Below are 26,675 nucleotides of genomic sequence, written 5' to 3'. Positions count from 1 at the left end.
GGCCGGATGAGGTGCCTGCGCCGTGCCGACCCGCACGCCATACGAGAGGCAATGCTGTGAGAGCCGTTCAGTATCAGAAATTCGGCGGACCCGAGGTCCTTGAAGTCGTCGATGTTCCGGATCCGAAGATGTTCAACGATCTCGTCCTGGTGAGAATCGAGGCCGCCGCCCTCAACCCGGCGGACCTGGGATTCCAGAGCGGAGCCCCGGATCCCGTCGTGGACTTCCTCTTCCCCGTGACCCCCGGGTGGGACCTGGCCGGGGTCGTCGAGCAGGCCGGAACCGCGACGACGGGGTTCCGGCCGGGCGACGAGGTGATCGGCTTCGTCCGCGACAAGGCCATGCACTACGGCACCTACGCGCAGAAGATCTCGGCCGAACCGCGCCAACTGGTGCGCAAACCGCGGAACCTGAGCTGGGCCCAGGCCGCCGGACTGCCGGTCGCCGGACTGACCGCGTACCAGGCGATCGTGCACAGCCTGGAGGTGAGCGCCGGTGACACCGTCCTGGTGCACGGGGCGGCGGGCGGCGTGGGACACCTCGCCGTGCAGATCGCCGCCGCGCGCGGCGCAAGGGTGATCGGAACCGGCTCCGAGACCAGCCAGACGTTCATCGCCTCCCTGGGAGCGACGCCGGTGCGCTACGGCGACGAACTCGTCGAGCAGGTGCGCGAGATCGCCCCGGACGGGATCGACGCCATTCTCGACACCGCGGGGCGTGGCTCCCTGTCCACGACGCACGCGATCGCCGCCCTCGGGGCGCGGGTCGCCTCCATCACGCTGTCCGCCGCCGAGTACCCCGGGACCATCGACGTCTTCCTGCACCTCGACGGCGACGACCTGACCCGGCTGGTGGAGCTCGCCGAGCAGGGCAAGCTCACCGTGCACGTCGGCCGGACCTTCCCCCTCGACCGGGCGGCGCAGGCCCAGCAGCTGCTGGCCGGCGGCCACGCCCGGGGCAAGATCGTCCTCGAAAACCGTACGGAGGCCTGAGAAACATGACGAACAACCCGGTCATCAGCACGGTCACAGACATCGCCGCTTCCCCCGAGGAGGTGTGGAAGGTCCTGACCGACTTCGCCGGATACGCACAGTGGCACCCCGACCTGAGCTTCGTCGACGTGCCCACCGAAGTCCGGCCCGGCACCAAGCTGCGGGCCCGTCTGTCGAATGGATCCGAGATGGACGGGGAGTACGAGTTCACGGTCCTGCACTACGAGGCACCGCGCCGGCTGGCCTGGGAGGGCGGCGTCCCCGGCGTCGTCACCGGAGTACATTCCTTCCTCCTCGACCCCCATGACGGCGGAACGCGAGTCACGGATTCCGAGGAGTTCAGCGGCCCAGCCGCCGTGGAAGCCGTGGAGCCCAACCGAGCCAAAATGGAGGAGAGCGGCGCACGCTACGGCAAGGCTCTGAAGGAACGACTCGAATCCGGCCACTGACCACCTGGCGCAGCCCACACACCGCGCATCCGTCCGCGCACCGAAACACGCCCCCGCGCCCGCAGACCGTGCGGTCTGCGGGCGCGGGGGCGCCCGAGTACGCACTTCTTCACCACAAGGAAAGCAATGAACGACACACTCGGCATCATCGGCAGTGGCAACATCGGCGGCGCGGTCGCTCGCCTGGCCGTCGACGCGGGGATCGACCTGGTGCTCAGCAACTCGCGCGGTCCCCAAACCCTGCGCGCGCTCACCGACCACCTCGGCCCCCGGGCGCGTGCGGCCACTCCGGCGGAAGCCGCCGCGGCCGGCGACTGGACGGTCGTCGCGGTCCCCTTCAGCGCCGTGCCCCACCTGCCCGCGAACGCGCTGGCCGGGAAGACCGTCATCGACGCGAACAACTACTACCGCCGGCGGGACGGCGTCATCGCCGAACCAGAGACAGGCAGCCTGACCGCAGGAGAGCTGTTCCAGCGGTACGTTCCCCGGGCTCGGGCGGTCAAGACATTCAGCACCATCTACTTCGAGCACCTCCTCGCCCTCGCCCGTCCCGCCGGGTCCCCGGACCGCAGCGCGCTCCCGATCACCGGCGACGACGACGCGGCCAAGGAGTCCGTCACCGCTCTGCTCGACCGGCTCGGCTACGACACCGTCGACGCCGGCGCCACGGCGGAGAGCCGGCGCGTCCAGGACGGCAGCCCCGCCTGGGTCCTCCCCTACCTGTCGGACCCCCGACTGCCCTGGCCCCGCGACCCGGGAAAGCCGGCCAGCGCCGAGGAGATTCGTACCGCCCTGGAGCAGGCACGCAGCAGGTCCTGAGGGCGATGCACCCTTGAGGACCGCACCCGCCGACGACTCGTGAGTTCCGCCCGGTCGTTCAGGCGCCGCGCTACCGTCGTAGCTCAGGCTCCGAGAGCCAACACCACGGAGAGCGCCGATGTCCGGTCCACGGCCTGGGTGAACACGTCCTGCGCGATCTCCCACTCGTCCGGCCGCGCCTTCGCGTACGTCCGCCAGCCGGTGACGACGACCAGCAGCCCCTTCTCCACGGCGGCCGCGGGCCAAACGGAGGGATCGCCGAGGCTGTCGGCGAGCGCGTCCCAGTTACGGCCGAACCAGTCCGGCAGCTCCAGGGCGCGTACGCACCGCTCCATGAAGTCCGTCTTGTCCGTGACCCCGTCGAGGTCCAGCGTGACCGCGAGCCGGCCCGCCACGTCCTCGGTCATCTCAACACCGTCCTGAACGACTTGTAGTGATCATCGGTGTAGTAGACCTCGCCGCCCTGCCCGGTGACAATGCGCCTGGCTCCACGGTCCCGCTCGCCCGGCGTCCGTACCGTGTACTCGTGGTAGTAGCCGCGCCGGTGCCGGGCCAGTTCGCGCTCGAAGTTGCCGAAGACGGCACCGTCCTTGGCGTACGGGAAGGGGCCGCCCGTGTCGATGAGAGCGAGGGTCTGCCGGGCCTCGGCGGGAAGCCGCGACTCCTCGACCGTCCTCATGCCGACGGTCCCGGTGTCCGTCCTCGTGTCCCTCGGGTCCGTCGTAGCCGTCGTATCCGTAGCGGAACAGCCGGTCAGCAGGACCGCGAGGCAGACGAGCAGCCCCGCGAACAGACGGGGGACGGACCGGAGCAGCATGCCGCCGATGCTGCCACAGCCGTCCCCGCGCGGCGCGTTGCCGAGCCTCCGAGGGGGCCGTCCCGCCAAAGGGCCGAAGCCCCTCAGCGGATCACGGCCCCTCGGAGCCTCCGGGTGATCACGGCCCGTCGGGGTCGGCCCGGTTCAGGGCCGGAAGCGGCGTCGGACCAGCCGTCATCAGATAGTCCGCGGCCGCCGTGTCCGTCACCAGGCTGGTGACCAGACCGGACCGCAGCACCGCGTCGATGGCGGCCGCCTTGCGCTGCCCGCCGGCGATCGCGACGACCTCCGGGATACGCCGCAGCCGGTCGGCCTCGACGGTGATGCACCGCTCTCCCAGGTCCCGCCCGACCCGTCGGCCCTCGGCGTCGAAGAGGTGCGCGGACATCTCGGCGGCGACACCGAGCGACGCGTAGTGCGCGCGCTCCTCGTCGCTGAGCATGTCGTGCACCGTGGAGATGCCCGCCTCCCAGGAACCGATGGACACACAGGCGACCGTCACCTTGTCGAAGTACTCGAAGGCGCGGGCGATGCCCGTCTGGTTGCGCAGCGCCGCCGCCGTGGCCACATCCGGCAGCAGCATCGGCGCGTAGATGGGGTGGGCGTCCCCGCCCGAGACCTGGGCGGCCCGGCGGACGGCCTCGACCGAGCCGCGCTCGGCCGTCCCGGCGTCGTAGACACCCGTCAGCTGCACCACCGTGCACGGCGGCAGCCGGTCGAGGGCGGCCGCCATGTGGATGGTGGAGCGGCCCCAGGCCAGGCCGAGCACATCGCCCTCGGCGACCAGCTCGCCCAGCAGATCCGCGGCGACCTCGCCGAGGTTCTCCGGGTCGGGCGACTCCACGGCCTCCGGCGGAGACTCCACGACAACGGCGTGCCGCAGGCCGTAGCGGGCGCGCAGCGCGTCCGAGCGCTCCGCGTCCAGCTCTGCGGGGACACGGATCTCGATCCTCACGAGATCTCGTTCGAGAGCGGTTTCCAGGACCCGGGCCACCTTGAAGCGGCTGACGCCGAACTCCTCGGCGATCTGGATCTTGGACTTGCCCTCTAGGTAGAAGCGGCGGGCCATGGCCGCCGCCTGCACCAGCTCAGCGGGTCCCATCCGCATGGCTGACCGGCCCGCCGACATACCCGACACGGCGTTCTCCTCACTGCTGTTCACACTCTGGATTCGCCGTTCATCCTTGCAGATCCGGCGTACTTGATCAGCCCTGAGGGGCGGCGTTCACGTTCCCTTGGCTCAGTGGTCGCACGCCCAGCTTGCCCGGGCCATCGCCCCCTCCGCCTGCGTGCGTAGTGCACGTACCGCCTGCGCGGGGTCGGCCGCCCCGTAGACCGCCGAGCCGGCGACGAAGACATCGGCGCCCGCCTCGGCGCAGCGCTCGATGGTGGCGGCCGAGACACCGCCGTCGACCTGAAGCCACAGTTCAAGGCCGTGCTTGCTGATCAACTCGCGGGTGCGGCGAATCTTGGGGAGCATGATGTCGAGGAAGGCCTGGCCTCCGAAGCCCGGCTCGACGGTCATGATCAGCAACATGTCGAGTTCGCCGAGCAGATCCTCGTACGGCTCGATGGGGGTCGCGGGCTTGAGCGCCATGGAGGCGCGGGCGCCCTTGGCCCGGATCTCCCGCGCGAGCCGCACGGGCGCGGCGGCCGCCTCGACATGGAAGGTGACGGAACCGGCACCCGCCTCTACGTACTGGGGCGCCCACCGATCGGCGTCCTCGATCATCAGATGGCAGTCCAGCGGCGTGTCCGTCGCCCGCGCCAGGGACTCTACGACCGGCACACCAAGCGTGAGGTTCGGTACGAAATGGTTGTCCATCACATCGACGTGGAGCCAGTCGGCCCCCTCCACCGCCTTCGCCTCCTCGGCGAGGCGGGCGAAGTCGGCGGACAGGATGCTCGGGTTGATCTGCGCGGCCATGCTCCAAGCCTGCCATGCGCCGAGCCCTGCTGTAACGCCGGTTCCCCGCGGCTCGGGCGATACGGAACCCGCGGGTCGTTCGTGGCCGGTCCCACCCGCACGGCGCAGGCGCACGCGGCACGGCCCCGCGCCTCTTACGGCGCGCCTTCGCCCGTGCCATGCTGGGCCGCCCACAGGGTCCAGATACGGCTGCGGGGGTGGCCATGACGGACGTAGGAAGTCGGCCGAAACGAGGCGTCGCGCATCTGGTCTGCGGACGCCGGGCCAAGTGGCTCGTGGTGGGACTGTGGCTGGTGCTGCTCGTCCTCACCGCGCCCTTCGCCCAGAAACTCACCGACGCCCAGGACAACGACGCGGCCTCCTGGCTGCCGGGCTCCGCCGAGTCCACCCAGGTCCTCCAGATCTCCGAGGACTTCAGGCCGGAACAGATCCCCGCGGTCGTCGTGTACGCCCGCGAGGCCGGCCTGACCGCACAGGAGCGGGCGCGGATCGCCGACGACGCGCGGCAGATCAAGGAGCTGCGGGCGCACGGCATCCGCGGCGCGGAGACCCGCGAGCCGGTCTTCGACCGCGACAGCGATCCGCGTGCCGCCCAGCTCCTCGTCCCCATCACGATGGACGAGAACGGCTGGGAGGAGATCGCGCCCGCCGTCGACTCGATCCGTGACGTGGTGGGCGACGGCGGGGACGGGCTCGCCGTGCACATCACCGGTCCTGGCGGTACGTCCGCGGACTTCTCCGAGGCCTTCGAGGGCATCGACTCCACGCTGCTGCTGTCCGCGATGGCCGTCGTCATCGTGATGCTGCTGATCACCTACCGCAGTCCGACGCTGCTCCTGGTCCCGCTGCTCGGTGTGGTCGCCGCGCTCTTCACCTCGCAGGCGCTGATCTACTTCCTCGCGGAGCACGCGGGCCTGACCGTCAACGGCCAGAGCGCGGGCATCCTCACGGTCCTCGTCTTCGGCGCGGGGACGGACTACGCCCTGCTCCTGGTCGCCCGCTACCGGGAGGAGCTGCGCCGCCACGAGGACCGCCACGAGGCGATGGCGCTGGCCCTGCACCGGGCGGGCCCCGCGGTGCTCGCGTCCGGCGCGACCGTCGTGCTGAGCATGCTGGTGCTGCTCGCCGCCGAGATGAACTCGACGCGCGGCCTCGGCCCGGTCGCCGCCATCGGCGTCGCGGTCGCGCTGGCCGCGATGGTGACCCTCTTCCCGGCCCTGCTGGTGATCTTCGGCCGCTGGATCTTCTGGCCGGTGATCCCGCACGTCGGCGCCGCCGACCCGGCCGAGCGCGGCGCCTGGGCCCGCATGGGCCGAAGTTTCGCCCGCCGCCCGCGCATGATCTGGGGCGTCACGGCGGCGGCACTCGCGCTGCTCTCGCTTGGCCTGATCCAGCTGCGCGCGGAGGGCATCAGCAACGCCGACGCCTTCACCGGCAAACCGGACTCGATCGTCGGCCAGGAGGTGTCGGCGCGCTACTTCCCCGCGGGCAGCGGCGATCCGCTCGTCATCGTCAGCGACCGCGACCGGGCCGAGGAGGTCGGCCAGGCGGTCGCGGCCACCTCCGGCGTCGTACCGGACTCCCTGGGGCTGCCACCGAACACCGAACCCGAGTTCGAGGGCAAGGTCCTCTTCGAGGCCACGATGACCGCCCCCGCGGACAGCGAGGCCGCGAAGCAGACGGTGGAGCGGGTACGGGACGCCGTGCACGCCGTCCCCGACGCCGACGCCCAGGTGGGCGGCGGCACCGCGTCCCTGCTCGACATGGACAAGGCGACGACCCACGACAACATCCTGATCATCCCGCTGGTGCTCGTCGCGGTCCTGCTGATCCTCTGCGGCCTGCTCCGCGCCCTGATCGCCCCGCTGCTGCTGATCGGCACGGTGGTGCTGTCGTTCGCCGCCGCGCTCGGCATCAGCGCGCTCGCGTTCCGGTACCTCTTCGACTACGCGGGCGAGTCGACGGACTTCCCGCTGTTCGTCTTCGTCTTCCTGGTGGCCCTGGGCATCGACTACAACATCTTCCTGACCACCCGCATCCGCGAGGAGGCGGCCCGCCAGGGCACGCGCAAGGGCGTGGTGACGGGCTTGGCGGCGACCGGTGCGGTCATCACCTCGGCGGGCCTGGTCCTCGCCGGCACCTTCGCCGCCCTGGGCACCCTCCCGATGGTCGCCTTCGCCGAACTCGGCTTCGCGGTGGCCCTGGGCGTACTGCTCGACACGTTCGTCGTGCGGTCGGTGCTCGTGACGTCCCTGTTCCTCGACGTGGGTCCGAAGGTGTGGTGGCCGCACCGGCTGGCCCACGAGGACGGCGGCAGGGCACAGTCGACGGCCGCCGCGGAGGAACCGGAAACGGCGTCGCGGCCGGGCGGGCCGACGGAGTAGGAACGGCAACCTTCAGCAGGAACGGCAACCTTTTCGGAAGCCGTGGCGACTCCCGGGCGAGGAGCTCGACGAACTTCCGAACGAAGGCCAGCACGTGAGTCCAAGAGCAGCCCTGCACCGCCGGCCGGGGCGCAGGAGAACGAACCGCCGGCACCGTCGCACCCTTCTGATCGGCGTGGTGGCCACCGCTCTGATCGGGGGCGCGATCACCGGCGGAATCCTGTTGAAGGGGAGCGGCGAGAGCTCGACGGTGAAGGCGGTCGAGGACCGGGACCCGGCGCCCGTTTCGGCGTCGCCCGCACCGTCGCGCCCGACGTCGTCCCCGTCCGCATCCCCGTCCGCCTCGGGGTCGGCCTCGGCATCGGCGAGCAGGTCCGCAGCCGCGTCCGCCTCCAAGTCCCCGAAGGCCGCCGCCGCGCCCCCGCCCGCCGGCTCGGCCCTCGGCTCCTGGCCCACCGCGACCGCGGGGAGGCCGGTGACCTCCACCGTCGAGGTCTCCGGCACCTACGACGGCGGCCTGAAGCGCTTCTTCGGCTCCGGCGCCCTCGGTGGCGACGGCCAGGACGAGGACCAGGACGCGGTCTTCGAACTCGCCGACGGCGCCACCCTGAAGAACGTCGTCCTCGGCGCCCCGGCCGCCGACGGCGTGCACTGCCTGGGCAGTTGCACCCTGGAGAACGTGTGGTGGCAGGACGTCGGCGAGGACGCGGCCACCTTCAAGGGCACGTCGCCCTCGGCCAGGTACACCGTCATCGGCGGCGGCGCGCGGAAGGCGGACGACAAGGTCTTCCAGCACAACGGCGCCGGCACGCTGACCATCAGGAACTTCCAGGTCGCCGAGTTCGGCAAGCTCTACCGTTCGTGCGGCAACTGCGACACGCAGTACAAACGCCACGTCGTGATCGACAACGTCAGAGCGACCGGCCCCGGCAACACACTGGTCGGCATCAACGCCAACTACGGGGACACCGCCACCCTCTCCGGTGTGACGATCGTCGGCGACAGCGGGATGACCGTCTGCGAGCGCTTCCAGGGCAACAGCACAGGCGCTGAGCCGGACAAGATCGGCAGCGGCCCGGACGGCACGTACTGCCGCTACGGCACATCGGCCATCACCTACAAGTGACCCGCAAACAGAATCAGGCCGGAACAGATTCAGGCCAGAGCAGGGAGGAGCTCAGCCCGTCCGGCGGATCAGCGCCAGATACATCGCGTCCGTCCCGTGCAGATGCGGCCACAGCTGTACGTCGGGCCCGTCACCCAGGGCCGGCACGCCCGGGAAGAGCGGGCGGGCGTCGAGGAGTTCGGCGTCGTGCTGCTTGAGCACGTCGTCGACCACGGCCCGGGTCTCGGCGAGGTGCGGCGAGCAGGTGGCGTACCCGACGACACCGCCGACCCGCACCGAGTCGAGCGCCGTGCGCAGCAGCCCGCGCTGCAGCGGCGCGAAGCCGTCCAGGTCCTCGGGACGGCGCCGCCAGCGTGCTTCGGGACGGCGGCGCAGCGCACCGAGTCCCGTACACGGAACATCCATCAGTACGCGGTCGAAGGTCCCCGAACGCCACGGCGGCCGCGTCCCGTCGGCGGCGATGACCTGGTACGGCCCCGGGTTGCCGTGGAGCGCCTTCGCCACCAGCTTGGCCCGGTGCGGCTGCTTCTCGGAGGCGAGCAGCAGGGCCCCGCGCTCGGCGGCGAGTCCGGCGAGCATGGCCGCCTTGCCGCCGGGCCCGGCGCAGCCGTCGAGCCACGCCCGGTCCGGCCCGTCGAGGGGCGCGTTGGCGAGGGCGAGCGCCACGAGCTGGCTGCCCTCGTCCTGGACACCGGCCCGGCCCTCGCGTACGGCGTCGATGGCACCCGGCTCGCCGCCCTCGGACAGCCGCACGGCGTACGGCGACCAGCGCCCGGGCAGGGCGGCCTCCGCACCGAGCGCGCCGAGGAGTTCGTCGGCCGTGGCGCGTCCGGGCCTGGCCACCAGGTTCACCTCGGGCCGCTCGTTGTCGGCCTCCAGCAGATCCTCGATCCCGGCGCGTCCGCCGCCGAGCGAGTCCCACAGCGCCGAGACGACCCACCGCGGGTGCGAGTGCACGATGGCGAGATGGTCCTCGGGATCGTCGTCGTACGGCGGCGCGACCTGCTCGATCCAGCCGTCCAGGTCGTGCTGCGCGATCTTCCGCAGCACGGCGTTGACGAACTTCGCCCGCCCGTCGCCGAGGACGACCCTCGCCAGCTCGACCGAAGCGGACACGGCGGCGTGCGTCGGGATCCGCGTCCCCAGCAGCTGATGCGCACCGAGGCTCAACACGTCCAGCACCGGCGGGTCGACCTCGCGCAACGGCCGGTCGACACACGCGGCGATGACAGCGTCGTACGTCCCCTGCCGGCGCAGCGTCCCGTACACCAGCTCCGTCGCGAGCGCCGCGTCCCGCCCGTCGAAGTCCCCCTTCTCCCGCGCCTTGCGCAACAGCGGCGGCAGCACGAGATTCGCGTACGCGTCCCGCTCGTCCACCGCCCGCAACGCCTCGAAGGCAAGCATCCGCACGGGGTCCTTCTTGGGACGACGGTAGGGCTTGCCCTGCTGACGGGGCCGTCGGGCCTGCTCGTTCACGTAAAAGGTGCTCCGGATCGTGGAAGAGGTACAGGTTCAGGGTACGTCGCCGCAGTGGCCACACTCCTTTTGACGGGCACGGGAAACGGCCCGCCTTCTCCCCAGGGCACGGGAAACGCCCCGCTTTTAGGGGCGCGGGGAACTGCGCGACCAGCCCACGACGACCCGCACGTCACAACCCGCAGCACACACCAACCCCCACCCCACCGGCAGCCGAATCGAAAAGCTCAGCCCCCCACCACCTCGCCGGAGGCGATCCGCACCCCACGCGCCCAGTCCGCGGCCCGCATCGGCTTCTTCCCCTGCGCCTGCACCCACAACAACTCGACGGCATACGAACCGGTCCCGACGTACACGTTGTTCTTGCCGACGGACAGCGCCCCCGGGGCAAGATCCGTCCGCTCGGGAACCGGCACGACCTGGATCAGCTTCAGCCGCTCCCCGCGGAAAACGGTCCACGCACCGGGCGCGGGCGTGCACCCGCGTACGACCCGGTCGACGCGCATCGCGGGCGCGGCCCAGTCCACCTCGGCGTCCTCGACGTTGATCTTCGGCGCCAGGGTGATGCCGTCCGTCGGCTGCGGTACCGCCTTCAGAGTGCCGTCCTCGATGCCGTCCATCGTCGCGGCGAGCAACCCGGAGCCCGCGAAGGCGAGCCGGGTCAGCAGGTCCCCGCTGGTGTCGGTGGGCCGCACCTCCTCGGTGACGGTGCCGTACACGGGCCCGGAGTCGAGCCCCTCCTCGATCAGGAAGGTGGACGCGCCCGTGATCTCGTCCCCCGCCATGACCGCGTGCTGCACGGGCGCCGCCCCGCGCCAGGCGGGCAGCAGCGAGAAGTGCAGGTTGACCCAGCCATGGGCGGGGATGTCGAGGGCGACGCGGGGCAGCAGGGCGCCGTAGGCGACGACGGGGCAGCAGTCCGGCGCGATCTCCCTCAGCCGTGCCAGAAACGCCTCGTCCCGCGGCCGCGTCGGCTTGAGCACCTCGATCCCGGCCTCCGCCGCCCGCTCGGCGACGGGGCTCGCGACGAGCCTGCGCCCCCTCCCCGCCGGCGCGTCGGGCCGGGTGACGACGGCGGCCACCTCGTGCCGGCCGGAGGCGATCAGGGCGTCCAGAGCGGGAACGGCGACCTCGGGGGTGCCTGCGAAGACGAGCTTCATGGGTGGGAGTCGGCCTCTCGGGCGGGTTCGTGACGGGCAGCGCACCAGTCTATGGGGCGTACGCGTGACCGGCCCCGGCGACGACCGGACAGCGGCTGCGCGCCGCGGCGACTGCTGCTGCCGATGGCGCAACCCCAAGGTGAAGTCCCCATCCGTCTCCGTCTGTCCGTCTCTGTCTGTGAAGTCCCCACCGGTCCAATGGGAAGTCCCCACCCGTCAACCGACGCGCACGGGCAGCACGCCCGGTGCGGACAGCACGACCGACGCGGGCAACCGCAGGCGATGTGGGCGAGACGGCGGCCGACTCACCTTCGCCCAGCTGAGGGCCATGACGAGCGCACGCCCGACCGCCGGGGGCGTACGCATATGCCCCCACGCCCCTGAAGCGTGACCACTCACCCGGAAACGCGTTGGTCAAGAAAGAGTTGACCAAAACGGGCCGCACTCGCGACCCGGTCCTTTTCAACGCCGGTTCGAGAGGCTTGTTCATGGCCGACCACGCAACCCACGACGCCCAGGCTCGGGCCAGCCTGCACTTGCTGGTGCGGGACATCGAGCGGGTCCGCCGGCAGGTGGACGCACTGCGCACGCTGACAGCCCAGCTGGGCAACGTCTACCGCCCGCGCCGCTCCGGCCCGTCCACGGGCTTCGTCGTCTACGGGCGCGCTCCCGCGCCGACCGTCCGCCTCGCCCAGGAGCTGCGGGACAGCGTCGAGACCCTGGTCACGGCCGCCGTGGACTTCGACCGCTCACTGGGTTTCTCGTGGGACGCGGTGGGCTCGGCACTCGGGGTCACCAAGCAGGCGGTGCACCGCCGTTACGGCGCCCGCCGAGCCACCGCCCAGGCTGCCGCCGAGGCCGAGCGTGCCACCGAACCGTTGGGCTCCCGCCCGGTCGCCGTCAACACCGGCATGCCCACGGTTCCCGCGGCCCGCTCCATGCCGATGCCCATGCCGCTGCCCACCCAGCCGACAGCAGGCAGCCCCACCCTCCGCGAGGAGGTCAGGCCGAGCGCCTTCCCGGGCCCGCGCAACGGCTGACCCGCGCACCCGTCTGCCCCCGACAAGAGTCGGGGGCAGCCACATGTCCCGTCCCACACGTATCCCGGGCAGGCAGCCGACTGCCCCCGCTGCCGCCACCCGCCACCCCTCACCCGCCACCCGCGGCGCCGAACGATCACCCGATATCCGGCGGGTCAACGCGAATCCGCACCACCTCACCACTGCCCCCGCTCCCCCCACGAGCCATCCGAGCCGCCTGCGCACTCTTCAGCGCGGACGCCAACGCGGCCCCCCTCCCCGGCGGCACCCGGATCAGCACCCGCTCCCACTGCTCACCCACCGGCGGCGCCCCCACCCGCCGAAGCCGCCCCGGATCCGCCGAAGGCACCGGCACGGGCCCCAACACCTCGGCCTCACCGGGCAGTTCAACGGCGTCCAGGAACCCGGCGAGTGCCTCCGCCGTCCCGGAGACGGCCGCCATCCGCGACACGGGCGGAAACCCCAGCTCGGCCCGCTCGGCCAACTCCCGGACGGCATGCCCGACCGGATCCCACCGCACCAGCGCCTGCACGGGCCGCAGGGTCGGCTCGGCGACGACCACCACGGTCCCGCCTTCCCCCTGTCCCCGTACCAGCGCCGCCGCCCCGATCCACCGCCGCAACGCGTCCTCGCCGGCCCGCAGATCGGGCCGCCCCAGCATCGCCCAGCCGTCCAGCAGCAGCGCCGCCGCGTAGCCGCCCTCGGCCACGGGCTCCGCGCCCGGCGTACTGACGACGAGCGCGGGCGCCCCCGGCACCGTGTCCAGCACCTGCTCGCGTCCCGAGGTCCGCACGGGCACGGCCGGAAACGCGCGCCCCAGCTCCTCGGCGGTCCGCCGCGCTCCCACGACCTGTGCCCGCAGCCGGAACCCACCGCACTCCGGACAGCTCCAGCCCCCCTCGTCTTGCCCGCACCACCCGCACCGCAGCCCTCCGGCGTCCTGCCCCTCCAAGGGCCCGGCACAGTGCCGACACCGCGCGGGTGCCCGGCACTGTGCACAGGCCATCCGCGGTACGTAGCCCCGGCGCGGCACCTGCACGAGCACCGGACCCTGCCGCAGCCCCTCCCGCACGATCTGCCAGGCGAGGGTGGGCAGCCGCGCGGCCCGGGCCGCCTCGTCGCGCGCGAGATCCCCGTCCCCCACGGTCCGTACGAGCGGAGCCGCCCCGCGCACCTGCTCCCGCTCGGCGACGATCGGCGCGGCCCAGCCGGTCTCCACGAGCTGCGCGGCCTCGACGGTGCAGCTCCAACTACCGAGCAGAAACGCGCACTTGTCGTGCGCGGCCCGCAGCAGCAGCACTTCCCGCGCATGCGGCTGAGGCGCGTGCAGCTCGCTGTGACTCCCGTCCCCGTCGTCCCAGATGGCGACGAGACCCAGATCCTGTACGGGCGCGAACATGGCAGCCCGGGTCCCCACGACGGCCCGTACGGACCCACGCCGCACCGCGAGCCACTGCCGGTAGCGCTTCTCGGGCCCGGCCTCGGCGGTGAGCACGGCATGCCGCCCGTCCCCCAGCACCGAGGTCAGCGCGGCATCGACCCGGCTGACGGCCCGCCCGTCCGGTACGACGACCAGCGCACCGCGCCCCGAGGCGAGCGTCGCCGCCACGGCCCGCGCCAGCTCGTCGGCCCACTCGGGCCCCGGCAGCGCGTTCCACACCGCCCGCGGCGCCCCACCCGCCGCGAGCGACTCGACAAAGGCGGCCCCCCGCGCATACCGAGCCCAGGACCCGACCTCAGGCACCTCGGGAACGGGCAACGGCTCGGGCGAAGGCTTCCCCTCCGCCCGTGCGTTGCGCGGCGGCACGGCCAGCTGCAGCACATCGGCCAGACTCCCCGCATACCGATCCGCGACAGCCCGCGCGAGCCCGAGCAACTCCGCACCCAACACCGGCTCGGGCGAAACGACTTGGGCAAGCGCGGCCAGGGGCCCCGCGTAGTCGGACTCGGCCAGCCGCTCGACAAGAAACCCGTCGATCAGCCCGCCACCCTCACGCCGCCCGTCCCGCACCCGATGCCGCCCGGCCCCGAACCGCACCCGCACCCGCACCCCCGGCTGCGCGTCAGCGTCCAACTCCTCGGGCACGGCGTAATCGAAGTACCGGTCAAGGTGCAGCACACCCTTGTCGACGAGCACACGGGCGACGGGCAGTTCCTTCGCCAGCGCGGCCCCCCGCCACGTCCTCGGCTTCGCCCGCGGCGCCTTGCGCACCGCCTCCCGAATGAACGCAAGCTGCTCCGGCGGCGCCCCCTCGCCTCCGCCGTCACCCTGACCGTCCTTGCTGCTCACAGCAGCATTCCTACCAGACCGCACCGACAACGCCCGGTCCCCGAGTTCCCACCGCTGCCGGCTCGCAATCCCCCTCGAGCTCACCGACGCACGAACCCACAAGTCTGCCCCGCCAGCCAATTCCACCTCCGATCCGGCCTCCACGGCGGGCCGACGTTGAAGCCCTCCGTCAACCCGGTATCAGAACTGGAAACGGGAAACTCCGCCTCTCGCCTTGCTCGCGTCACCAAGCCCGGCACACGCTGGTGCGCGACGACGGGCCCGGCAGGGCGGCCTCGGCATGAGGAGGTTCACGTGCTGGAGCAGTCGCAGGTGTTCGGGCCCGAACTGCGCCGATTACGACTGGCCGCCGGGCTGACACTGACGCAACTCGCGTCATCGGTGCACTACAGCAAGAGCCAGATCAGCAAGATCGAGACGGGCCACAAACGGGCCACCACCGAGTTCGCCCGCCTGTGCGACGCGACGCTCGACGCGGGCGGCACCCTGTCCGCGCTCGTACCCGCTGACGAACGGCGTCCTCGTTCTTCGCCCCTCGACCAGGCAGGAGCCATGCCACCGACCAATGCACCGGACGAGCCTCCCGGCTTACCTCCCTCATCCCATTGGCCGCCGCCCACCCGCCGCCAGATGATGACCGCGAGCGCCGCATCCGTGCTCACCCTGAGCACGGCAGACCACACCTCACCACCCCCGGAAGTCCCGTCCGACGGAACGCTGCTGAGCGCGCATCGCGGACTGCTCGACCAATACCGCCGCATAGCCCAACTGTCGCCGCCGGACGCGCTCATCCCGGCCCTCGCGGAACACACGAAGGCACTCCACACACTCTCCGCCCAGGCCACCCCTCGCACGGGCAACGGCCTGCTCGCCCTCTCCGCCCGCTTCGCGGAATTCACCGGCTGGATGGCGCAGGAAGCGGGTGACGACGAGGCGGCCGTGCGTTGGACCGACCACGCCGTCGCCCTGGCCGACGTATCCGGCGACCAGGACCTCGCCTCGTACGCCCTCGTACGCCGGGCCCTGATCACGTATTACCAAGGAAAACCGGCAGACACCATCGCCTTGGCGGCAGGCGCGCTGAGCGACCGGCTCCCACCCCGTATCCGCGGCCTGGCGGCGCAGCGCAGAGCTCAGGGCCACGCGCTTGCGGGCGACTACGACGCCTGCATGCGCGACCTGGACAGGGCGCGTGACCTCCTCGTCCGCGCCACCGCGGACACCGCCCCGACAGCGCCCACTCCGGTACTCGGACCGACACACCTGGATGATCCTGTCTCCATGATCACAGGCTGGTGTCTCCTGGACCTGGGCAGGCCCCGCCAAGCCGCCGACCTCCTCGACCGCGAATGCGCCCGCCTCCCGGCCCACGCCCTGCGCACCCAGGCCCGCTACGGCACCCGCCGCGCCCTCGCCCACGCGGTCGCGGGCGAACTGGACCACGCCTGCGAGCTCACGACCGTCCTCCTGGCCACAACGGCCTCCGTGACCTCGGCCACGATCACCACAGACCTCCGCCGCCTCTCTCGCATCCTCTCCCGCCATCCACACCATCCGGCCTACCAGTCCCTCGCTCCGCGACTCGCGGCCACCATCGCTCCCTCTGCGCACTGACCGACACGCGATCATTCCCCACCCAGAAAGGCCATTTCGTCATGCCTGATGTCTTCATCAACTATCGGACCGGTGACGGCGAGCAAGCCGCGGCCACCATCGAGCGCGCCCTGTCGACACGCTTTGGCACGGACCGGATCTACCGTGCCAGCAAGTCGATCCCGCCCGGCGCGGCCTTCGACGAGAACCTCATCCACAGTGTGCGCCGCAGCGGCGTGCTCCTCGCGCTCATCGGTCCCCAGTGGCTGGCGCATCCGGCCCTGGACCGCGAGGGCGACTGGGTGCGCAAGGAGATCCAAGAGGCGTTCCTGTGCGAAATACGGGTCGTGCCCGTCCTGATCGGCCGGAGGACCGAACGTCCGGCCAAGGACCAGCTCCCCAAGTCATTGACCAGGCTCGCCGACTGCCAGAGCCTCCGGTACGACCACCAAAACGACGAGTACGACTTGAAGCAGCTCGGCGACGCGCTGACCACTCTCGTGCCGGAGCTCGCCAGGGTGGACAGCGAGGCGCCGACCGAGCCCGAGTCCCGCGCACTGTGCAACACCGTCGGCGACGTCCGAGGTACGTCCGTCCAGGCGGGGACCGTGAACGGTGACATAAGCAGTGTCAAAGGGACGCACGGTTCCGTCCACATCGGCCCCAGCAGCCGGACCGTGCGCCAGTCGGGCGCCGGCGCCAACTGCATCGAGGGCAACAACGAGAACGGCATCCATCAGAACTTCGGAGCCCCGCCCCGCGGTGAGGACGACGAGCAGTGAGCGACAGGTTCAGGGACTTGTACCTGAACGTCTTCGAAGCGACGCAACAGTCCCTCCTCAAGACCCCCGCCGCCGTTCCCCGCCGCGTCGCCGAGAACCAACTCATCCGGCTCCAGAGGCGGTTCGCCCGTCCGGAAGGAATCAACGCCGCATACGACGTGCTGGCAACGGATCACACGGTCATCCTGCACGGCGAACCGGGGAGCGGCAGGAGCTCGGCGGCCCGGGTCCTGCTGTGTGAACTCCCGCACGGAAAAGGGACGTACCACGAACTCGCGCCCGAGCAGCCCAAAGAGAACGCGGCATGGCTCTCCCCCGATCTCATTGGCGAGGAGGACCGGATGCTCCTCGACATGTCCGCGACGGACATCGCCGTATGGAGCGCCGTCCACAAGGAATTGCCCGGTTTCCACCACGAGTTGTTGCGGAAGGGCGCCTTCCTCGCGATCGTGCTCCCGCACCGGTTCGAGGAACGGCCATCCACCGACTTCGTTCACAAGAAGATCGGCCGCCCCAGCGAGTGGGAAGCAGCCGTCCGTCATCTGCGCCTCAGCGGTCTGGGCGACACGATCTGGCAGAAGGATCGGGGCGTACTGTGCGGCCATCTCGATTCGCATCCGCCGATGCGCGAGGTGGCTCGTCTGACCGACCTGATCGTGGAAGCCCGTGCCGCCGATCCTGGGCAGGGCACGTTCGCCACATGGTGCGAGACCGCCATAGCGGCCCTGACCGACCGGGATCGGCAAGTGGCGGATCTGCTCCCGGATTTGGAGGAGGGCAGGCAGCGGGCGCTGCTGCTCACGGCCGCCATGCTGGACGGCGCCCGTGCAGAGGCCGTGCATCGGGCGACGGCGATGCTGCTGGAGAACGTGGGTTCGGAGCAGGACAGTCGCCCTCTCTTGGAGCACAACGGTCTCTCGCAGCGCCTGTCGGTCGTGCACGCCAAGATGGGCGATGACGCCCGTGTACGTTTCACCGAACTCGGCTTCGCCCAGGCCGCTCGCCGTCACTTCTGGACCAACCTGCCCGATGTACGGGCGCCTTTGGGCAAGTGGCTCGGCAAAGTCCTGAAACTGCACGAACTCACGGAGACGGACCGTGAACGACTGGTGGGACGCTTCACAGAGATGTGTCTGGGCACGGGCAACACCAAGGATCTCCTCACGCTCATCGACCTCTGGACCCGGGACGACGCTCCCCGCGCGACGGAGGTGCGAGCCGCAGCCCATCTGCTCGGGAAGAGCATCGAGGACGAGACGTATGGCAGTGACTTCCGCAGGCTGACACGCGAGTGGAGCACCAGCCGTCCTACGAAGAACCGTCGCGAGGTCCTGGTGGAAGTCTGCGAGAAGGTCATGTCGATCCACCATCCTGAAGCCGCGCTCGTACGACTTCATCACCTCGCCCGGAACGAGCCCCATCGGGGCGTAGCCCGCGAGGCCCTACTGCGTTACGTAGGCCAGGACAGCAGGCTTCAGCGCCGCCTGCTCTGGCGGATGGCCACAGCCCAGTCATCGCGCCACCACCGGCGAGACGCAGATCTGTTCCTCGACTTCTCGGACCTCCCGGACGACTTCTTGCTGGCGTCGGCCACCCGGGAGTGGCTCACCAGGTGCTGGCGGATGGCCTTCGACCTGCACACTCCCGAGCGGTGGGCACCCTGTGCCCACCACTGGCTGGCCACGGCCGACGCGGTCGGTGACAGTGACCTCTCCGGCTCGGCCCTGGACATTCTGGTCAATGCTGCCGCCTCCCGCTATCCAGTGCTCAGCCGCGTGTACGCCGACGCACGGCGATCCGTCTCACCCACCCTGTCCGCACAGTTGTTGCGCACGATCAACAGGGCGCAGACCGCGTACTTCTCGCAACGGTCACCCGATCTGGAGGCGTCCCCCTCGTGAGTTCCGGCCAGAAGACGGTCTCGTTCTTCCTCAGTCTGATCTGCGCACTGCTCGTCCTCATCCTCGGGCTGTGCCTGCACTGGCCCGTGTGGATGTGGGGCGGTGCCATAGTCGTCCTGCTCGCCGCGTGGTCGACGGCCACTGTCGTCGCGACCCGTGCACGTCGGCGGGACCCGTTCCCACCCGGCTCCCTGATCGAGCAGGCCGCACCGCCCGTCGTCGAGCGACGCGAGTTTCATGTAACCCGGGTGCCGCTGCCCAGCAGGCTGCCCGACTACGACTTTCTCTTCTCCGCGCGGGTCCGCTGGTGCCCAGTGGACCCCATGTCGGGCGACCAGCTGATCAATCCGGGTGCGCTGGCGGTGGAAGCCGTCCTCACTCGTGCCCGCTACGTCACGGCGGCCCTTGATCCCTTCAGGAGCTCACTCGTCCAGCACGAGCTCAACGGAGCGCTGGGCGTGATGGAGCCGGACCGCGAGGGCCATGTCCAGGCCATGGCCCTCGACGTCGTCCTCACTCTCTCCGAGGAGGACCGGGAGCGGCTTGACCGGCTGGCGGCCATCCGCAAGGACGAGGCGGTATGGGAGCACCAACGTAAGTACGAGCAGAACAAGCGGGAGTATCTCGGCGGTGATGTCCTGACGAGCACGGGCAGCGCGGTCGTGTGGTGGCTCGCCAAGAATGACGATCATGTGGAGAAGACCGTGAAGGACATCGGCCTCCTGGCCCGGCTTTCCTCGGCGGCGAACAACACCGAAGTCGACGAGCCCTTCCGGTATCTGGTCCCGGAGGCCTTTCCCTCGGAACCCACCGAGCATCCGATTCCGGAACGGGAGATGCCGGTCTTCGAGAACCGCGTACCGGCTGCGGCGGACGTGTTCGCCGACTTCTTCCGGCGGGTGGGTTTCCGCCCCGGAGAGGACGAGGGAGCGCTGATCGCCGATCAGGTCGCGATGGCGATCGCGTCCCGGGACGCTGTGGCCGCGGAGGAGATACGCCGCCGTTTCGGCCAGACCGCGGTGCCGTACGCCAACGGCGCCGGCCCCACCCCGGCGGGAGACGACGCCGACGTCTGACACGGCGAGGCCCGGCGCCCCGAAGGGACACCGGGCCTCGCAAAGAAAGTGCAGGAGCTAAAGCCCCGCGGCCTTCCGCAGCGCGTCCACCCGGTCCGTCTTCTCCCAGGTGAACTCGGGCAGCTCGCGTCCGAAGTGACCGTACGCGGCGGTCTGCGCGTAGATCGGCCGCAGCAGGTCCAGGTCGCGGATGATCGCCGCCGGGCGGAGGTCGAAGACCTCGTTGATGGCGGCCTCGATCTTCTCCGCGTCGACCTTGGCCGTGCCGAAGGTCTCCACGAACAGGCCGACCGGCTCGGCCTTGCCGATCGCATAGGCGACCTGCACCTCACAGCGCGAGGCCAGACCCGCCGCCACCACGTTCTTGGCGACCCAGCGCATCGCGTACGCGGCCGAGCGGTCGACCTTGGACGGGTCCTTGCCGGAGAAGGCGCCGCCGCCGTGGCGGGCCATGCCGCCGTAGGTGTCGATGATGATCTTTCGGCCGGTGAGGCCGGCGTCACCCATCGGACCGCCGATCTCGAAACGGCCGGTCGGGTTCACCAGCAGCCGGTAGCCCTCGGTCTCCAGCTTGATGCCGTCGTCCAGGAGCGCCTTCAGCTCCGGCTCGACCACGAACTCGCGGATGTCCGGGGCCAGCAGTGAGTCCAGGTCGATGTCCGACGCGTGCTGCGAGGAGACCACGACCGTGTCGAGGCGGACGGCCTTGTCACCGTCGTACTCGATGGTGACCTGGGTCTTGCCGTCCGGGCGGAGGTAGGGGATCGTGCCGTTCTTGCGGACCTCGGACAGGCGCTTCGACAGCCGGTGCGCGAGGTGGATCGGGAGCGGCATCAGCTCCGGCGTCTCGTCCGTCGCGTAGCCGAACATCAGGCCCTGGTCGCCCGCGCCCTGCTTGTCGAGCTCGTCCTCATCACCCTCGACACGCTTCTCGTACGCCGTGTCGACGCCCTGTGCGATGTCCGGGGACTGCGCTCCGATAGAGACCGAGACGCCGCAGGAGGCGCCGTCGAAGCCCTTCTTCGAGGAGTCGTAGCCGATCTCGAGGATCTTGTCGCGCACGAGCTGCGCGATCGGCGCGTACGCCTTGGTCGTGACCTCGCCGGCCACGTGCACCAGGCCGGTCGTGATCAGCGTCTCGACGGCGACCCGGGACTTCGGGTCCTCCCGCAGAAGCGCATCGAGAATGGTGTCGCTGATCTGGTCAGCGATCTTGTCGGGGTGACCCTCGGTCACAGACTCCGAGGTGAACAGGCGACGGGACACAACGCTCCCTGGGGTTGCAGCGGCTGCTGGCTGATCATTGGCGGACGGTCGGGAGCTGCGCCCGGCGTCGTCCGAGAACAGTTTATCGGTCGCACTCGGCCGCGGGGCTACTGTCTCGCCTCTCGGGAGTGCTGTGACCTGCGGCACGCGCATTCTGCGACACGACGGACCATCTCCGCCAGGTTCCCACACCCTGATGTGCTGGTTTTGCCGAGTCTGTTGAAGCGAATGAGACGTTCACCCGAGCCGGTGTGCGACCAGGTCCCACACAGTTTCGGCCAAGGCCTCCTTGGGCCCGTACGGCACCGGGGTCTCGCTTCCGTCGGCGCCGAGCACGACCGCCTCGTTCTCCTCGGAACCGAAGGTCTTGCGCTCCCCCACCTCGTTGACGACGAGGAGATCGCAGCCCTTGCGCCGGAGTTTGGTCCGCCCGTTGGCCAGGACATCGTCCGTCTCCGCGGCGAAGCCGACGATCACCTGGCCAGGGCGGGAACGGTCCGCCGAGATCTCCGCGAGGATGTCCGGATTGCGGACCAGAACGATCGGCTCCGGCTCCTGGCCGTCCTTCTTCTTGATCTTTCCACTCGCGTACACCGATGGCCGGAAGTCGGCCACCGCGGCCGCCATCACCACGGCGTCGGCGTCCGGAGCGGCCTTCAGCACCGCCTCCCGCAACTGGACGGCCGTCTCGACCGGGACCACGTCCACGCCCGCGGGATCCGGCAGCCCGGTGTGCGCGGCGATCAGCGTGACCCGGGCTCCCCGGGCCGCCGCGGTGCGCGCGAGGGCGTACCCCTGCTTCCCGGAGGAGCGGTTGCCGAGGAAGCGGACGGGGTCGAGCGGCTCGCGCGTGCCGCCGGCGCTGACCACGACATGACGCCCGGCGAGATCCGGCTCGGTCACGCCCCGCGCCAGCACCCGGCGGCAGACCTCGAAGATCTCCCCGGGGTCAGGGAGGCGGCCCTTGCCCGTGTCGACGCCGGTCAGACGGCCCACGGCGGGCTCGATGACGACGGCACCGCGGCGGCGCAGCGTCGCCACGTTCTCCTGCGTGGCCGGGTGCTCCCACATCTCGGTGTGCATGGCGGGTGCGAAGACCACCGGGCAGCGGGCGGTGAGCAGGGTGTTCGTCAGCAGGTCGTCGGCGAGGCCGTGCGCCGCCTTCGCCAGCATGTCCGCGGTGGCCGGAGCCACGATCACCAGATCGGCCCCCTGGCCGATCCGGACGTGCGGCACCTCGTGCACATCGGACCAGACCTCGGTCGAGACGGGGTGCCCGGAGAGCGCCGACCAGGTGGCGGCGCCGACGAAGTGCAGCGCGGACTCGGTCGGTACGACCCGTACGTCGTGCCCCGACTCGGTCAGCCGGCGCAGCAGCTCGCACGCCTTGTACGCGGCGATGCCACCGCTGACCCCCAGCACGACCTTCGGCTTGTCCACCGGACCTCCCCGCACTCGCCCCACGCACGCTTCCACTCGAAACCGTACGACTCCATGACACACCACAGGCCCGACAGTCACGCTGCCGGGCCTGTGGAAAAGCCTTCTGCAATCTGCAGATATTACTTACTGCGCGGGGCCCTCTACGGCCTCGGACGTCAGCAGACCCGCGTTGATCTCGCGCAGGGCGATGGAGAGCGGCTTCTCGTGGACGTGCGTGTCCACGAGGGGACCGACGTACTCAAGGAGGCCTTCACCGAGCTGCGAGTAGTACGCGTTGATCTGACGGGCACGCTTGGCCGCGTAGATCACGAGGCTGTACTTCGAGTCGGTTGCCTCGAGGAGCTCGTCGATCGGAGGGTTGATGATGCCCTCGGGCGTGGTGATGGAAGAGGACACGCTCTGCCTTCCGAAAGGGGAAAAGAATGACCTAAAAAGATCAGACAACTTCCATCAAGGTTAGCAGCTCACGTGCTACATCCTCGACAGAGGTGTTGACCAGGGTGGTATCGAACTCCGGCTCGGCCGCCAGCTCGATCTTGGCAGCCTCCAGACGGCGCTCGATCACCGCGGGCGGCTCGGTGCCCCGCCCGGTGAGTCGGCGCACCAGCTCCTCCCAGGAGGGAGGAGCCAGGAACACCAGCATGGCCTCCGGCATGGACTCACGGACCTGCCGGGCACCCTGGAGATCGATCTCCAGGAGGACCGGCTCACCCGTCTCCAGCCGGTCGAGCACGGCCCTGCGCGGCGTCCCGTAGCGGTTGCCCGCGAACTCCGCCCATTCGAGAAGCTCGCCGTTGGCGATCAGCTTGTCCATCTCCTCGTCACTGACGAAGAAGTAGTGGACGCCGTGCTTCTCACCAGGGCGCGGCTTTCGGGTCGTGGCCGATACGGAGAGCCAGACCTCGGGGTGTTCCTTGCGCATGTGAGCGACGACCGTGCTCTTGCCGACCCCGGAGGGGCCGGAGAGCACGGTCAGCCGCGGACGTACGTCCGGGGGTACGGGGGTCGTCCCCCGGGGTGTTGCAGCCATGCAGCGATTATCCAGGTTCTCAGGAGTGTCTGAGAACGTCAGGCAGCACCGCCGCCGAACTCGCGCTCGAGAGACGCGATCTGGTTGGAGCCGAGACCGCGCACACGGCGGCTTTCGGAGATGCCAAGTCGCTCCATGATCTGCTTGGCGCGGACCTTGCCCACGCCAGGCAGAGACTCCAGGAGGGCGGAGACCTTCATCTTTCCGATGACGTCGTTCTCCTGGCCCTGCTTGATGACCTCGTGAAGGGAGGCGCCGGAGTGCTTGAGTCGATTCTTGACCTCGGCCCGCTCCCGGCGAGCCGCGGCGGCCTTTTCGAGCGCGGCTGCGCGCTGTTCAGGGGTAAGGGGCGGAAGAGCCACGCCTACGTCACCTCGGATGTCGAACTGTCGGATACGGACCGGTGAGGAACCTAGTCGCCCCACACCTGGCGAGCAACGAGCAACGCTTCTGCCCGTTGACTCTCGTCGGAGACTAGCGGGCAAGTCCGCCGGAGTCAGCGAGAACAGCGGAAAAGTCCTGGTCAGCCTCAACCGATCCGAACATTTGGGACAAAATGCCCCGGATTTGAGGATGTATTCAGACGCGGGCCCCCCGCGAGTCGCTCGCCGAAGGCGCTACGCCGCCGCCACAGCTGCCCTGATCTCCTCGGCGAAGAGGTCCGATGACGCGCGTAGCGAGGCGATATCGGGTCCGTGACGCAGAACACCCCGGCTGACGTTCGGCACCACCTGGCGCACCGCCGCTCCGAAGACGCCGGGAAGATCGGCCGGGGTCGCGCCCTGGGCGCCGATCCCGGGGGCGAGGAGCGGGCCGTTGATGCCGAGATCGTACGAGGAGAGATCGCCCAGCGTGGCGCCGACGACCGCCCCGAAGGAGCCCATCGGGGTCTCCCCCGCGTTCTCCTCGGCGAGGTGCGCCAGCATCGTCGCGCCCACGTTCCGGCCGGCCGGGTCCGCGGGGCATACCGCGTGCTGCACCTCGCCGCCCTCCGGGTTGGAGGTGAGCGCCAGCACGAACAGACCCGCGCCGCTCTCGCGCGCCAGCTCGATCGCCGGCTTCAGCGACCCGTAGCCGAGATACGGGGAGACGGTCAGCGCGTCCGAGAAGAGCGGCGAGCCCTGCTCCAGGAAGGCGGCGGCGTACGCGGCCATGGTCGAGCCGATGTCACCGCGCTTGGCGTCCATGACGACGAGCGCGCCTGCCGCCCGCGCCTCCTCGACGGACTTCTCCAGGACGGCGACGCCCCGCGACCCGAAGCGCTCGAAGAACGCGCTCTGCGGCTTCAGGACGGCCACCCGGTCGGCCAGAGCCTCGACGACGGTGCGGCTGAAGCGCTCCAGGCCCGCGACATCGTCAGAGAGACCCCAGTCGGCGAGCAGGGAGGCGTGCGGGTCGATGCCGACGCACAGCGGGCCCCGCTCGTCCATGGCGCGGCGCAGTCGGGCTCCGAAAGGCTCGGTCATGCCGTCTTCCTCGTCTTCCTCACGTCGGCGCCGACCGCGTCGGCCAGGGTGGCGTACGGGCTGGTGCGCAGGCGGGCGGCGAGGCCCTTGTGGATGGCGCGGCTCCAGAAGGGGCCTTCGTAGACGAAGGCGCTGTATCCCTGGACGAGCGTGGCACCGGCCAGAATCCGCTGCCAGGCGTCCTCGGCGTTCTCGACGCCGCCGACGCCCACCAGGGTGATCCGGTCCCCCACGCGCGCGTAGAGGCGCCTCAGCACCTCCAGGGAGCGCGATTTCAGCGGCGCGCCCGAGAGCCCGCCGGTCTCCTTGACCAGCGAGGGTTCGGATGTCAGACCGAGACCCTCGCGCGCGATAGTGGTGTTCGTGGCGATGATCCCGTCCAGGCCGAGCTCGACGGCGAGGTCGGCGACGGCGTCGATGTCCTCGTCGGCGAGGTCCGGCGCGATCTTCACCAGCAGAGGCACCCGGCGCGTGGTCACCGCGCGGTCGGCGGCCTCGCGGACCGCGGTCAGCAGCGGTCGCAGCGACTCCGTGGCCTGGAGATTGCGCAGCCCGGGCGTGTTCGGGGAGCTGACGTTGACCACGAGGTAGTCGGCGTGCGCGGCCAGCCGCTCGGTGGACTTCACGTAGTCGGCGGCGGCCTCGGCCTCCGGGACCGCCTTGGTCTTGCCGATGTTGACGCCCACGACGGTCCTGAAGACGGGCGTACGGGCCGCCAGGCGCTCCGCTACGGCCTCCGAGCCCTCGTTGTTGAACCCCATGCGGTTGATCAGCGCGCGGTCCGGCACAAGGCGGAACAGGCGCTTCTTCGGATTGCCCGGCTGCCCCTCCCCCGTGACCGTGCCGATCTCGATGTGGTCGAAGCCGAGCATCGACATCCCGTCGATCGCGACCGCGTTCTTGTCGAAGCCCGCCGCGAGGCCGAACGGGCCGTGCATCCGCAGCCCGAACGCCTCGGTCCGCAGCTCCTGGTAGCGGGGCGCCAACGCGGCCGCGACGAACGTCCGCAGCACGGGGACACGGGCGGCGAGGCGGATCCAGCGGAAGGCGAGGTGGTGGGCCCGCTCCGGGTCCATCCACTTGAAGACGAGCCGGAAGAAGAGCTTGTACATGATCAGTGTGTCCTCACACAGCCTCACACGAAGGGGGACACCGTTTCCGGTGTCCCCCTCGGGGCTGCTAGTCGCGGGCCGCGGTCAGGTGTTGGGCGTGTTCCTGGAGTGAGCGCACGCCCACGCCGCCGTGGTTGAGGGCGTCGATGCCCTGGACGGCGGCGGCGAGTGCCTGGACGGTGGTCAGGCACGGCACGGACCGGGCCACGGCGGCGGTACGGATGTCGTAGCCGTCGAGGCGGCCGCCGGTGCCGTAGGGGGTGTTGACGATGAGGTCGACCTCGCCGTCGTGGATGAGCTGGACGATGGTCTTCTCGCCGTTGGGGCCGGTGCCCTCGGACTGCTTGCGCACGACGGTGGCGTGTATGCCGTTGCGCTTGAGGACCTCGGCCGTGCCGGAGGTGGCGAACAGCTCGAAGCCGTGGGCGACCAGTTCACGCGCCGGGAAGATCATCGAGCGCTTGTCGCGGTTGGCGACGGAGATGAAGGCGCGGCCCTTGGTGGGCAGCGGGCCGTACGCGGCCGC

24 protein-coding genes and 1 pseudogene are annotated in these 26,675 nt (G+C 70.4%); 10 read left to right on the top strand and 15 right to left on the bottom strand.

Going from position 1 to position 26,675, the window contains the following annotated elements:
* Nucleotides 1-56 precede the first annotated feature (56 nt).
* From AB0I18_RS05350 to AB0I18_RS05340, 3 genes are all read left to right on the top strand, one after another.
* Nucleotides 57-992, top strand: coding sequence for an NADP-dependent oxidoreductase (locus tag AB0I18_RS05350; RefSeq protein ID WP_363104029.1), 936 nt, complete (start codon nt 57-59; stop codon nt 990-992).
* A gap of 5 nt (nt 993-997) precedes the next feature.
* A complete protein-coding gene (locus AB0I18_RS05345) occupies nt 998-1,441 on the top strand; it encodes an SRPBCC domain-containing protein (RefSeq protein ID WP_363104027.1) in 444 nt (147 codons plus the stop codon).
* 126 nt (nt 1,442-1,567) lie between these two features.
* Nucleotides 1,568-2,260, top strand: coding sequence for an NAD(P)-binding domain-containing protein (locus AB0I18_RS05340; RefSeq protein WP_363104026.1), 693 nt, complete (start codon nt 1,568-1,570; stop codon nt 2,258-2,260).
* An 83-nt stretch (nt 2,261-2,343) separates the two neighbouring features.
* On the opposite strand, the gene AB0I18_RS05335 is transcribed toward AB0I18_RS05340, so the two are convergent.
* From AB0I18_RS05335 to rpe, 4 genes are all read right to left on the bottom strand, one after another.
* On the bottom strand, nt 2,344-2,667 hold the full coding sequence (locus tag AB0I18_RS05335; protein ID WP_363104025.1) for a barstar family protein: 324 nt from the start codon (nt 2,665-2,667) through the stop codon (nt 2,344-2,346).
* The gene (locus tag AB0I18_RS05330) at nt 2,664-3,077 is read right to left on the bottom strand and encodes a ribonuclease domain-containing protein (RefSeq protein WP_363104024.1); all 414 of its coding nucleotides are present in this window, start codon (nt 3,075-3,077) and stop codon (nt 2,664-2,666) included. The genes AB0I18_RS05335 and AB0I18_RS05330 overlap by 4 nt, the downstream gene beginning before the upstream one ends.
* Before the next feature lie 118 nt (nt 3,078-3,195).
* Entirely contained in the window at nt 3,196-4,239 is a 1,044-nt protein-coding gene (locus AB0I18_RS05325) for a sugar-binding domain-containing protein (RefSeq protein WP_363104023.1), read from the bottom strand.
* A 78-nt stretch (nt 4,240-4,317) separates the two neighbouring features.
* Nucleotides 4,318-5,004: a ribulose-phosphate 3-epimerase gene (rpe, locus tag AB0I18_RS05320; protein ID WP_363104022.1), complete on the bottom strand. Its 687-nt coding sequence runs from the start codon at nt 5,002-5,004 to the stop codon at nt 4,318-4,320.
* Nucleotides 5,005-5,207: 203 nt separating this feature from the next.
* On the opposite strand from rpe, the gene AB0I18_RS05315 reads away from it, so the two are divergent.
* Nucleotides 5,208-7,388 (top strand): MMPL family transporter, encoded by a 2,181-nt coding sequence (locus AB0I18_RS05315; RefSeq protein WP_363104021.1) that lies wholly within the window; start codon nt 5,208-5,210, stop codon nt 7,386-7,388.
* Between the two features lie 178 nt (nt 7,389-7,566).
* Nucleotides 7,567-8,514, top strand: a complete 948-nt coding sequence (locus AB0I18_RS05310) for a pectate lyase (protein WP_363104020.1) — start codon at nt 7,567-7,569, stop codon at nt 8,512-8,514.
* 51 nt (nt 8,515-8,565) lie between these two features.
* Here AB0I18_RS05310 and AB0I18_RS05305 read toward each other — a convergent pair whose 3' ends face one another.
* Both AB0I18_RS05305 and fmt read right to left on the bottom strand, forming a co-directional pair.
* On the bottom strand, nt 8,566-9,990 hold the full coding sequence (locus AB0I18_RS05305) for a transcription antitermination factor NusB (RefSeq protein ID WP_363104019.1): 1,425 nt from the start codon (nt 9,988-9,990) through the stop codon (nt 8,566-8,568).
* Nucleotides 9,991-10,217: 227 nt separating this feature from the next.
* Nucleotides 10,218-11,150, bottom strand: a complete 933-nt coding sequence (gene fmt, locus AB0I18_RS05300) for a methionyl-tRNA formyltransferase (RefSeq protein ID WP_363104018.1) — start codon at nt 11,148-11,150, stop codon at nt 10,218-10,220.
* A 488-nt stretch (nt 11,151-11,638) separates the two neighbouring features.
* Here fmt and AB0I18_RS05295 point away from each other — a divergent pair, with 488 nt between their 5' ends.
* A complete protein-coding gene (locus tag AB0I18_RS05295) occupies nt 11,639-12,190 on the top strand; it encodes a hypothetical protein (protein WP_363104017.1) in 552 nt (183 codons plus the stop codon).
* 136 nt (nt 12,191-12,326) lie between these two features.
* Here AB0I18_RS05295 and AB0I18_RS05290 read toward each other — a convergent pair whose 3' ends face one another.
* A complete protein-coding gene (locus tag AB0I18_RS05290) occupies nt 12,327-14,480 on the bottom strand; it encodes a primosomal protein N' (RefSeq protein WP_363104016.1) in 2,154 nt (717 codons plus the stop codon).
* 294 nt (nt 14,481-14,774) lie between these two features.
* On the opposite strand from AB0I18_RS05290, the gene AB0I18_RS05285 reads away from it, so the two are divergent.
* From AB0I18_RS05285 to AB0I18_RS05270, 4 genes are read left to right on the top strand one after another with little or no spacing between them, the layout of a single operon-like run.
* Nucleotides 14,775-16,094 (top strand): helix-turn-helix transcriptional regulator, encoded by a 1,320-nt coding sequence (locus tag AB0I18_RS05285; RefSeq protein WP_363104015.1) that lies wholly within the window; start codon nt 14,775-14,777, stop codon nt 16,092-16,094.
* 41 nt (nt 16,095-16,135) lie between these two features.
* Nucleotides 16,136-16,855 carry a TIR domain-containing protein gene (locus AB0I18_RS05280; protein WP_363104014.1) on the top strand — a complete coding sequence of 240 codons (720 nt, stop codon included), beginning with the start codon at nt 16,136-16,138 and terminating at the stop codon, nt 16,853-16,855.
* Nucleotides 16,852-18,756 (top strand): hypothetical protein, encoded by a 1,905-nt coding sequence (locus tag AB0I18_RS05275; RefSeq protein WP_363104013.1) that lies wholly within the window; start codon nt 16,852-16,854, stop codon nt 18,754-18,756. The genes AB0I18_RS05280 and AB0I18_RS05275 overlap by 4 nt, the downstream gene beginning before the upstream one ends.
* Nucleotides 18,753-19,832, top strand: a complete 1,080-nt coding sequence (locus AB0I18_RS05270) for a hypothetical protein (protein WP_363104012.1) — start codon at nt 18,753-18,755, stop codon at nt 19,830-19,832. The genes AB0I18_RS05275 and AB0I18_RS05270 overlap by 4 nt, the downstream gene beginning before the upstream one ends.
* 57 nt (nt 19,833-19,889) lie before the next feature.
* Here AB0I18_RS05270 and metK read toward each other — a convergent pair whose 3' ends face one another.
* The 8 genes and pseudogenes from metK to carB all read right to left on the bottom strand — a co-directional run.
* Nucleotides 19,890-21,098, bottom strand: coding sequence for a methionine adenosyltransferase (gene metK / locus AB0I18_RS05265; protein WP_363104011.1), 1,209 nt, complete (start codon nt 21,096-21,098; stop codon nt 19,890-19,892).
* A 237-nt stretch (nt 21,099-21,335) separates the two neighbouring features.
* Nucleotides 21,336-22,538 carry a bifunctional phosphopantothenoylcysteine decarboxylase/phosphopantothenate--cysteine ligase CoaBC gene (gene coaBC / locus AB0I18_RS05260; protein WP_363104010.1) on the bottom strand — a complete coding sequence of 401 codons (1,203 nt, stop codon included), beginning with the start codon at nt 22,536-22,538 and terminating at the stop codon, nt 21,336-21,338.
* A 126-nt stretch (nt 22,539-22,664) separates the two neighbouring features.
* On the bottom strand, nt 22,665-22,937 hold the full coding sequence (rpoZ, locus tag AB0I18_RS05255; protein WP_030610454.1) for a DNA-directed RNA polymerase subunit omega: 273 nt from the start codon (nt 22,935-22,937) through the stop codon (nt 22,665-22,667).
* A 40-nt stretch (nt 22,938-22,977) separates the two neighbouring features.
* Nucleotides 22,978-23,571, bottom strand: a complete 594-nt coding sequence (gmk, locus tag AB0I18_RS05250) for a guanylate kinase (RefSeq protein WP_363104009.1) — start codon at nt 23,569-23,571, stop codon at nt 22,978-22,980.
* A gap of 38 nt (nt 23,572-23,609) precedes the next feature.
* Nucleotides 23,610-23,933 carry an integration host factor gene (locus AB0I18_RS05245; RefSeq protein WP_005319887.1) on the bottom strand — a complete coding sequence of 108 codons (324 nt, stop codon included), beginning with the start codon at nt 23,931-23,933 and terminating at the stop codon, nt 23,610-23,612.
* A gap of 255 nt (nt 23,934-24,188) precedes the next feature.
* Nucleotides 24,189-25,037: an orotidine-5'-phosphate decarboxylase gene (pyrF, locus tag AB0I18_RS05240; RefSeq protein WP_363104008.1), complete on the bottom strand. Its 849-nt coding sequence runs from the start codon at nt 25,035-25,037 to the stop codon at nt 24,189-24,191.
* Nucleotides 25,034-26,149, bottom strand: coding sequence for a quinone-dependent dihydroorotate dehydrogenase (locus AB0I18_RS05235; RefSeq protein ID WP_363104007.1), 1,116 nt, complete (start codon nt 26,147-26,149; stop codon nt 25,034-25,036). Before AB0I18_RS05235 ends, pyrF begins: the two co-directional genes overlap by 4 nt.
* A gap of 67 nt (nt 26,150-26,216) precedes the next feature.
* Nucleotides 26,217-26,675 (bottom strand): annotated as a pseudogene (carB, locus tag AB0I18_RS05230) (carbamoyl phosphate synthase large subunit); the annotation flags it as partial.

It is taken from the genome of Streptomyces sp. NPDC050704 (assembly GCF_040654355.1).
In the GTDB taxonomy this organism is placed as follows: Bacteria; Actinomycetota; Actinomycetes; order Streptomycetales; family Streptomycetaceae; genus Streptomyces.
Note: the sequence above shows the minus strand (reverse complement) of the source record. Positions and strands in the feature narration are given on the sequence as shown.

Excerpts from the sequence above, each read along its gene's own strand:
- fmt (WP_363104018.1), bottom strand. The coding sequence starts at position 11,150 with ATGAAGCTCGTCTTCGCAGGCACCCCCGAGGTCGCCGTTCCCGCTCTG.
- AB0I18_RS05345 (WP_363104027.1), top strand. The coding sequence starts at position 998 with ATGACGAACAACCCGGTCATCAGCACGGTCACAGACATCGCCGCTTCC.
- AB0I18_RS05280 (WP_363104014.1), top strand. The coding sequence starts at position 16,136 with ATGCCTGATGTCTTCATCAACTATCGGACCGGTGACGGCGAGCAAGCC.
- gmk (WP_363104009.1), bottom strand. The coding sequence starts at position 23,571 with ATGGCTGCAACACCCCGGGGGACGACCCCCGTACCCCCGGACGTACGT.
- pyrF (WP_363104008.1), bottom strand. The coding sequence starts at position 25,037 with ATGACCGAGCCTTTCGGAGCCCGACTGCGCCGCGCCATGGACGAGCGG.
- AB0I18_RS05315 (WP_363104021.1), top strand. The coding sequence starts at position 5,208 with ATGACGGACGTAGGAAGTCGGCCGAAACGAGGCGTCGCGCATCTGGTC.
- AB0I18_RS05235 (WP_363104007.1), bottom strand. The coding sequence starts at position 26,149 with ATGTACAAGCTCTTCTTCCGGCTCGTCTTCAAGTGGATGGACCCGGAG.
- AB0I18_RS05330 (WP_363104024.1), bottom strand. The coding sequence starts at position 3,077 with ATGCTGCTCCGGTCCGTCCCCCGTCTGTTCGCGGGGCTGCTCGTCTGC.
- AB0I18_RS05335 (WP_363104025.1), bottom strand. The coding sequence starts at position 2,667 with ATGACCGAGGACGTGGCGGGCCGGCTCGCGGTCACGCTGGACCTCGAC.
- rpe (WP_363104022.1), bottom strand. The coding sequence starts at position 5,004 with ATGGCCGCGCAGATCAACCCGAGCATCCTGTCCGCCGACTTCGCCCGC.
- AB0I18_RS05295 (WP_363104017.1), top strand. The coding sequence starts at position 11,639 with ATGGCCGACCACGCAACCCACGACGCCCAGGCTCGGGCCAGCCTGCAC.
- AB0I18_RS05340 (WP_363104026.1), top strand. The coding sequence starts at position 1,568 with ATGAACGACACACTCGGCATCATCGGCAGTGGCAACATCGGCGGCGCG.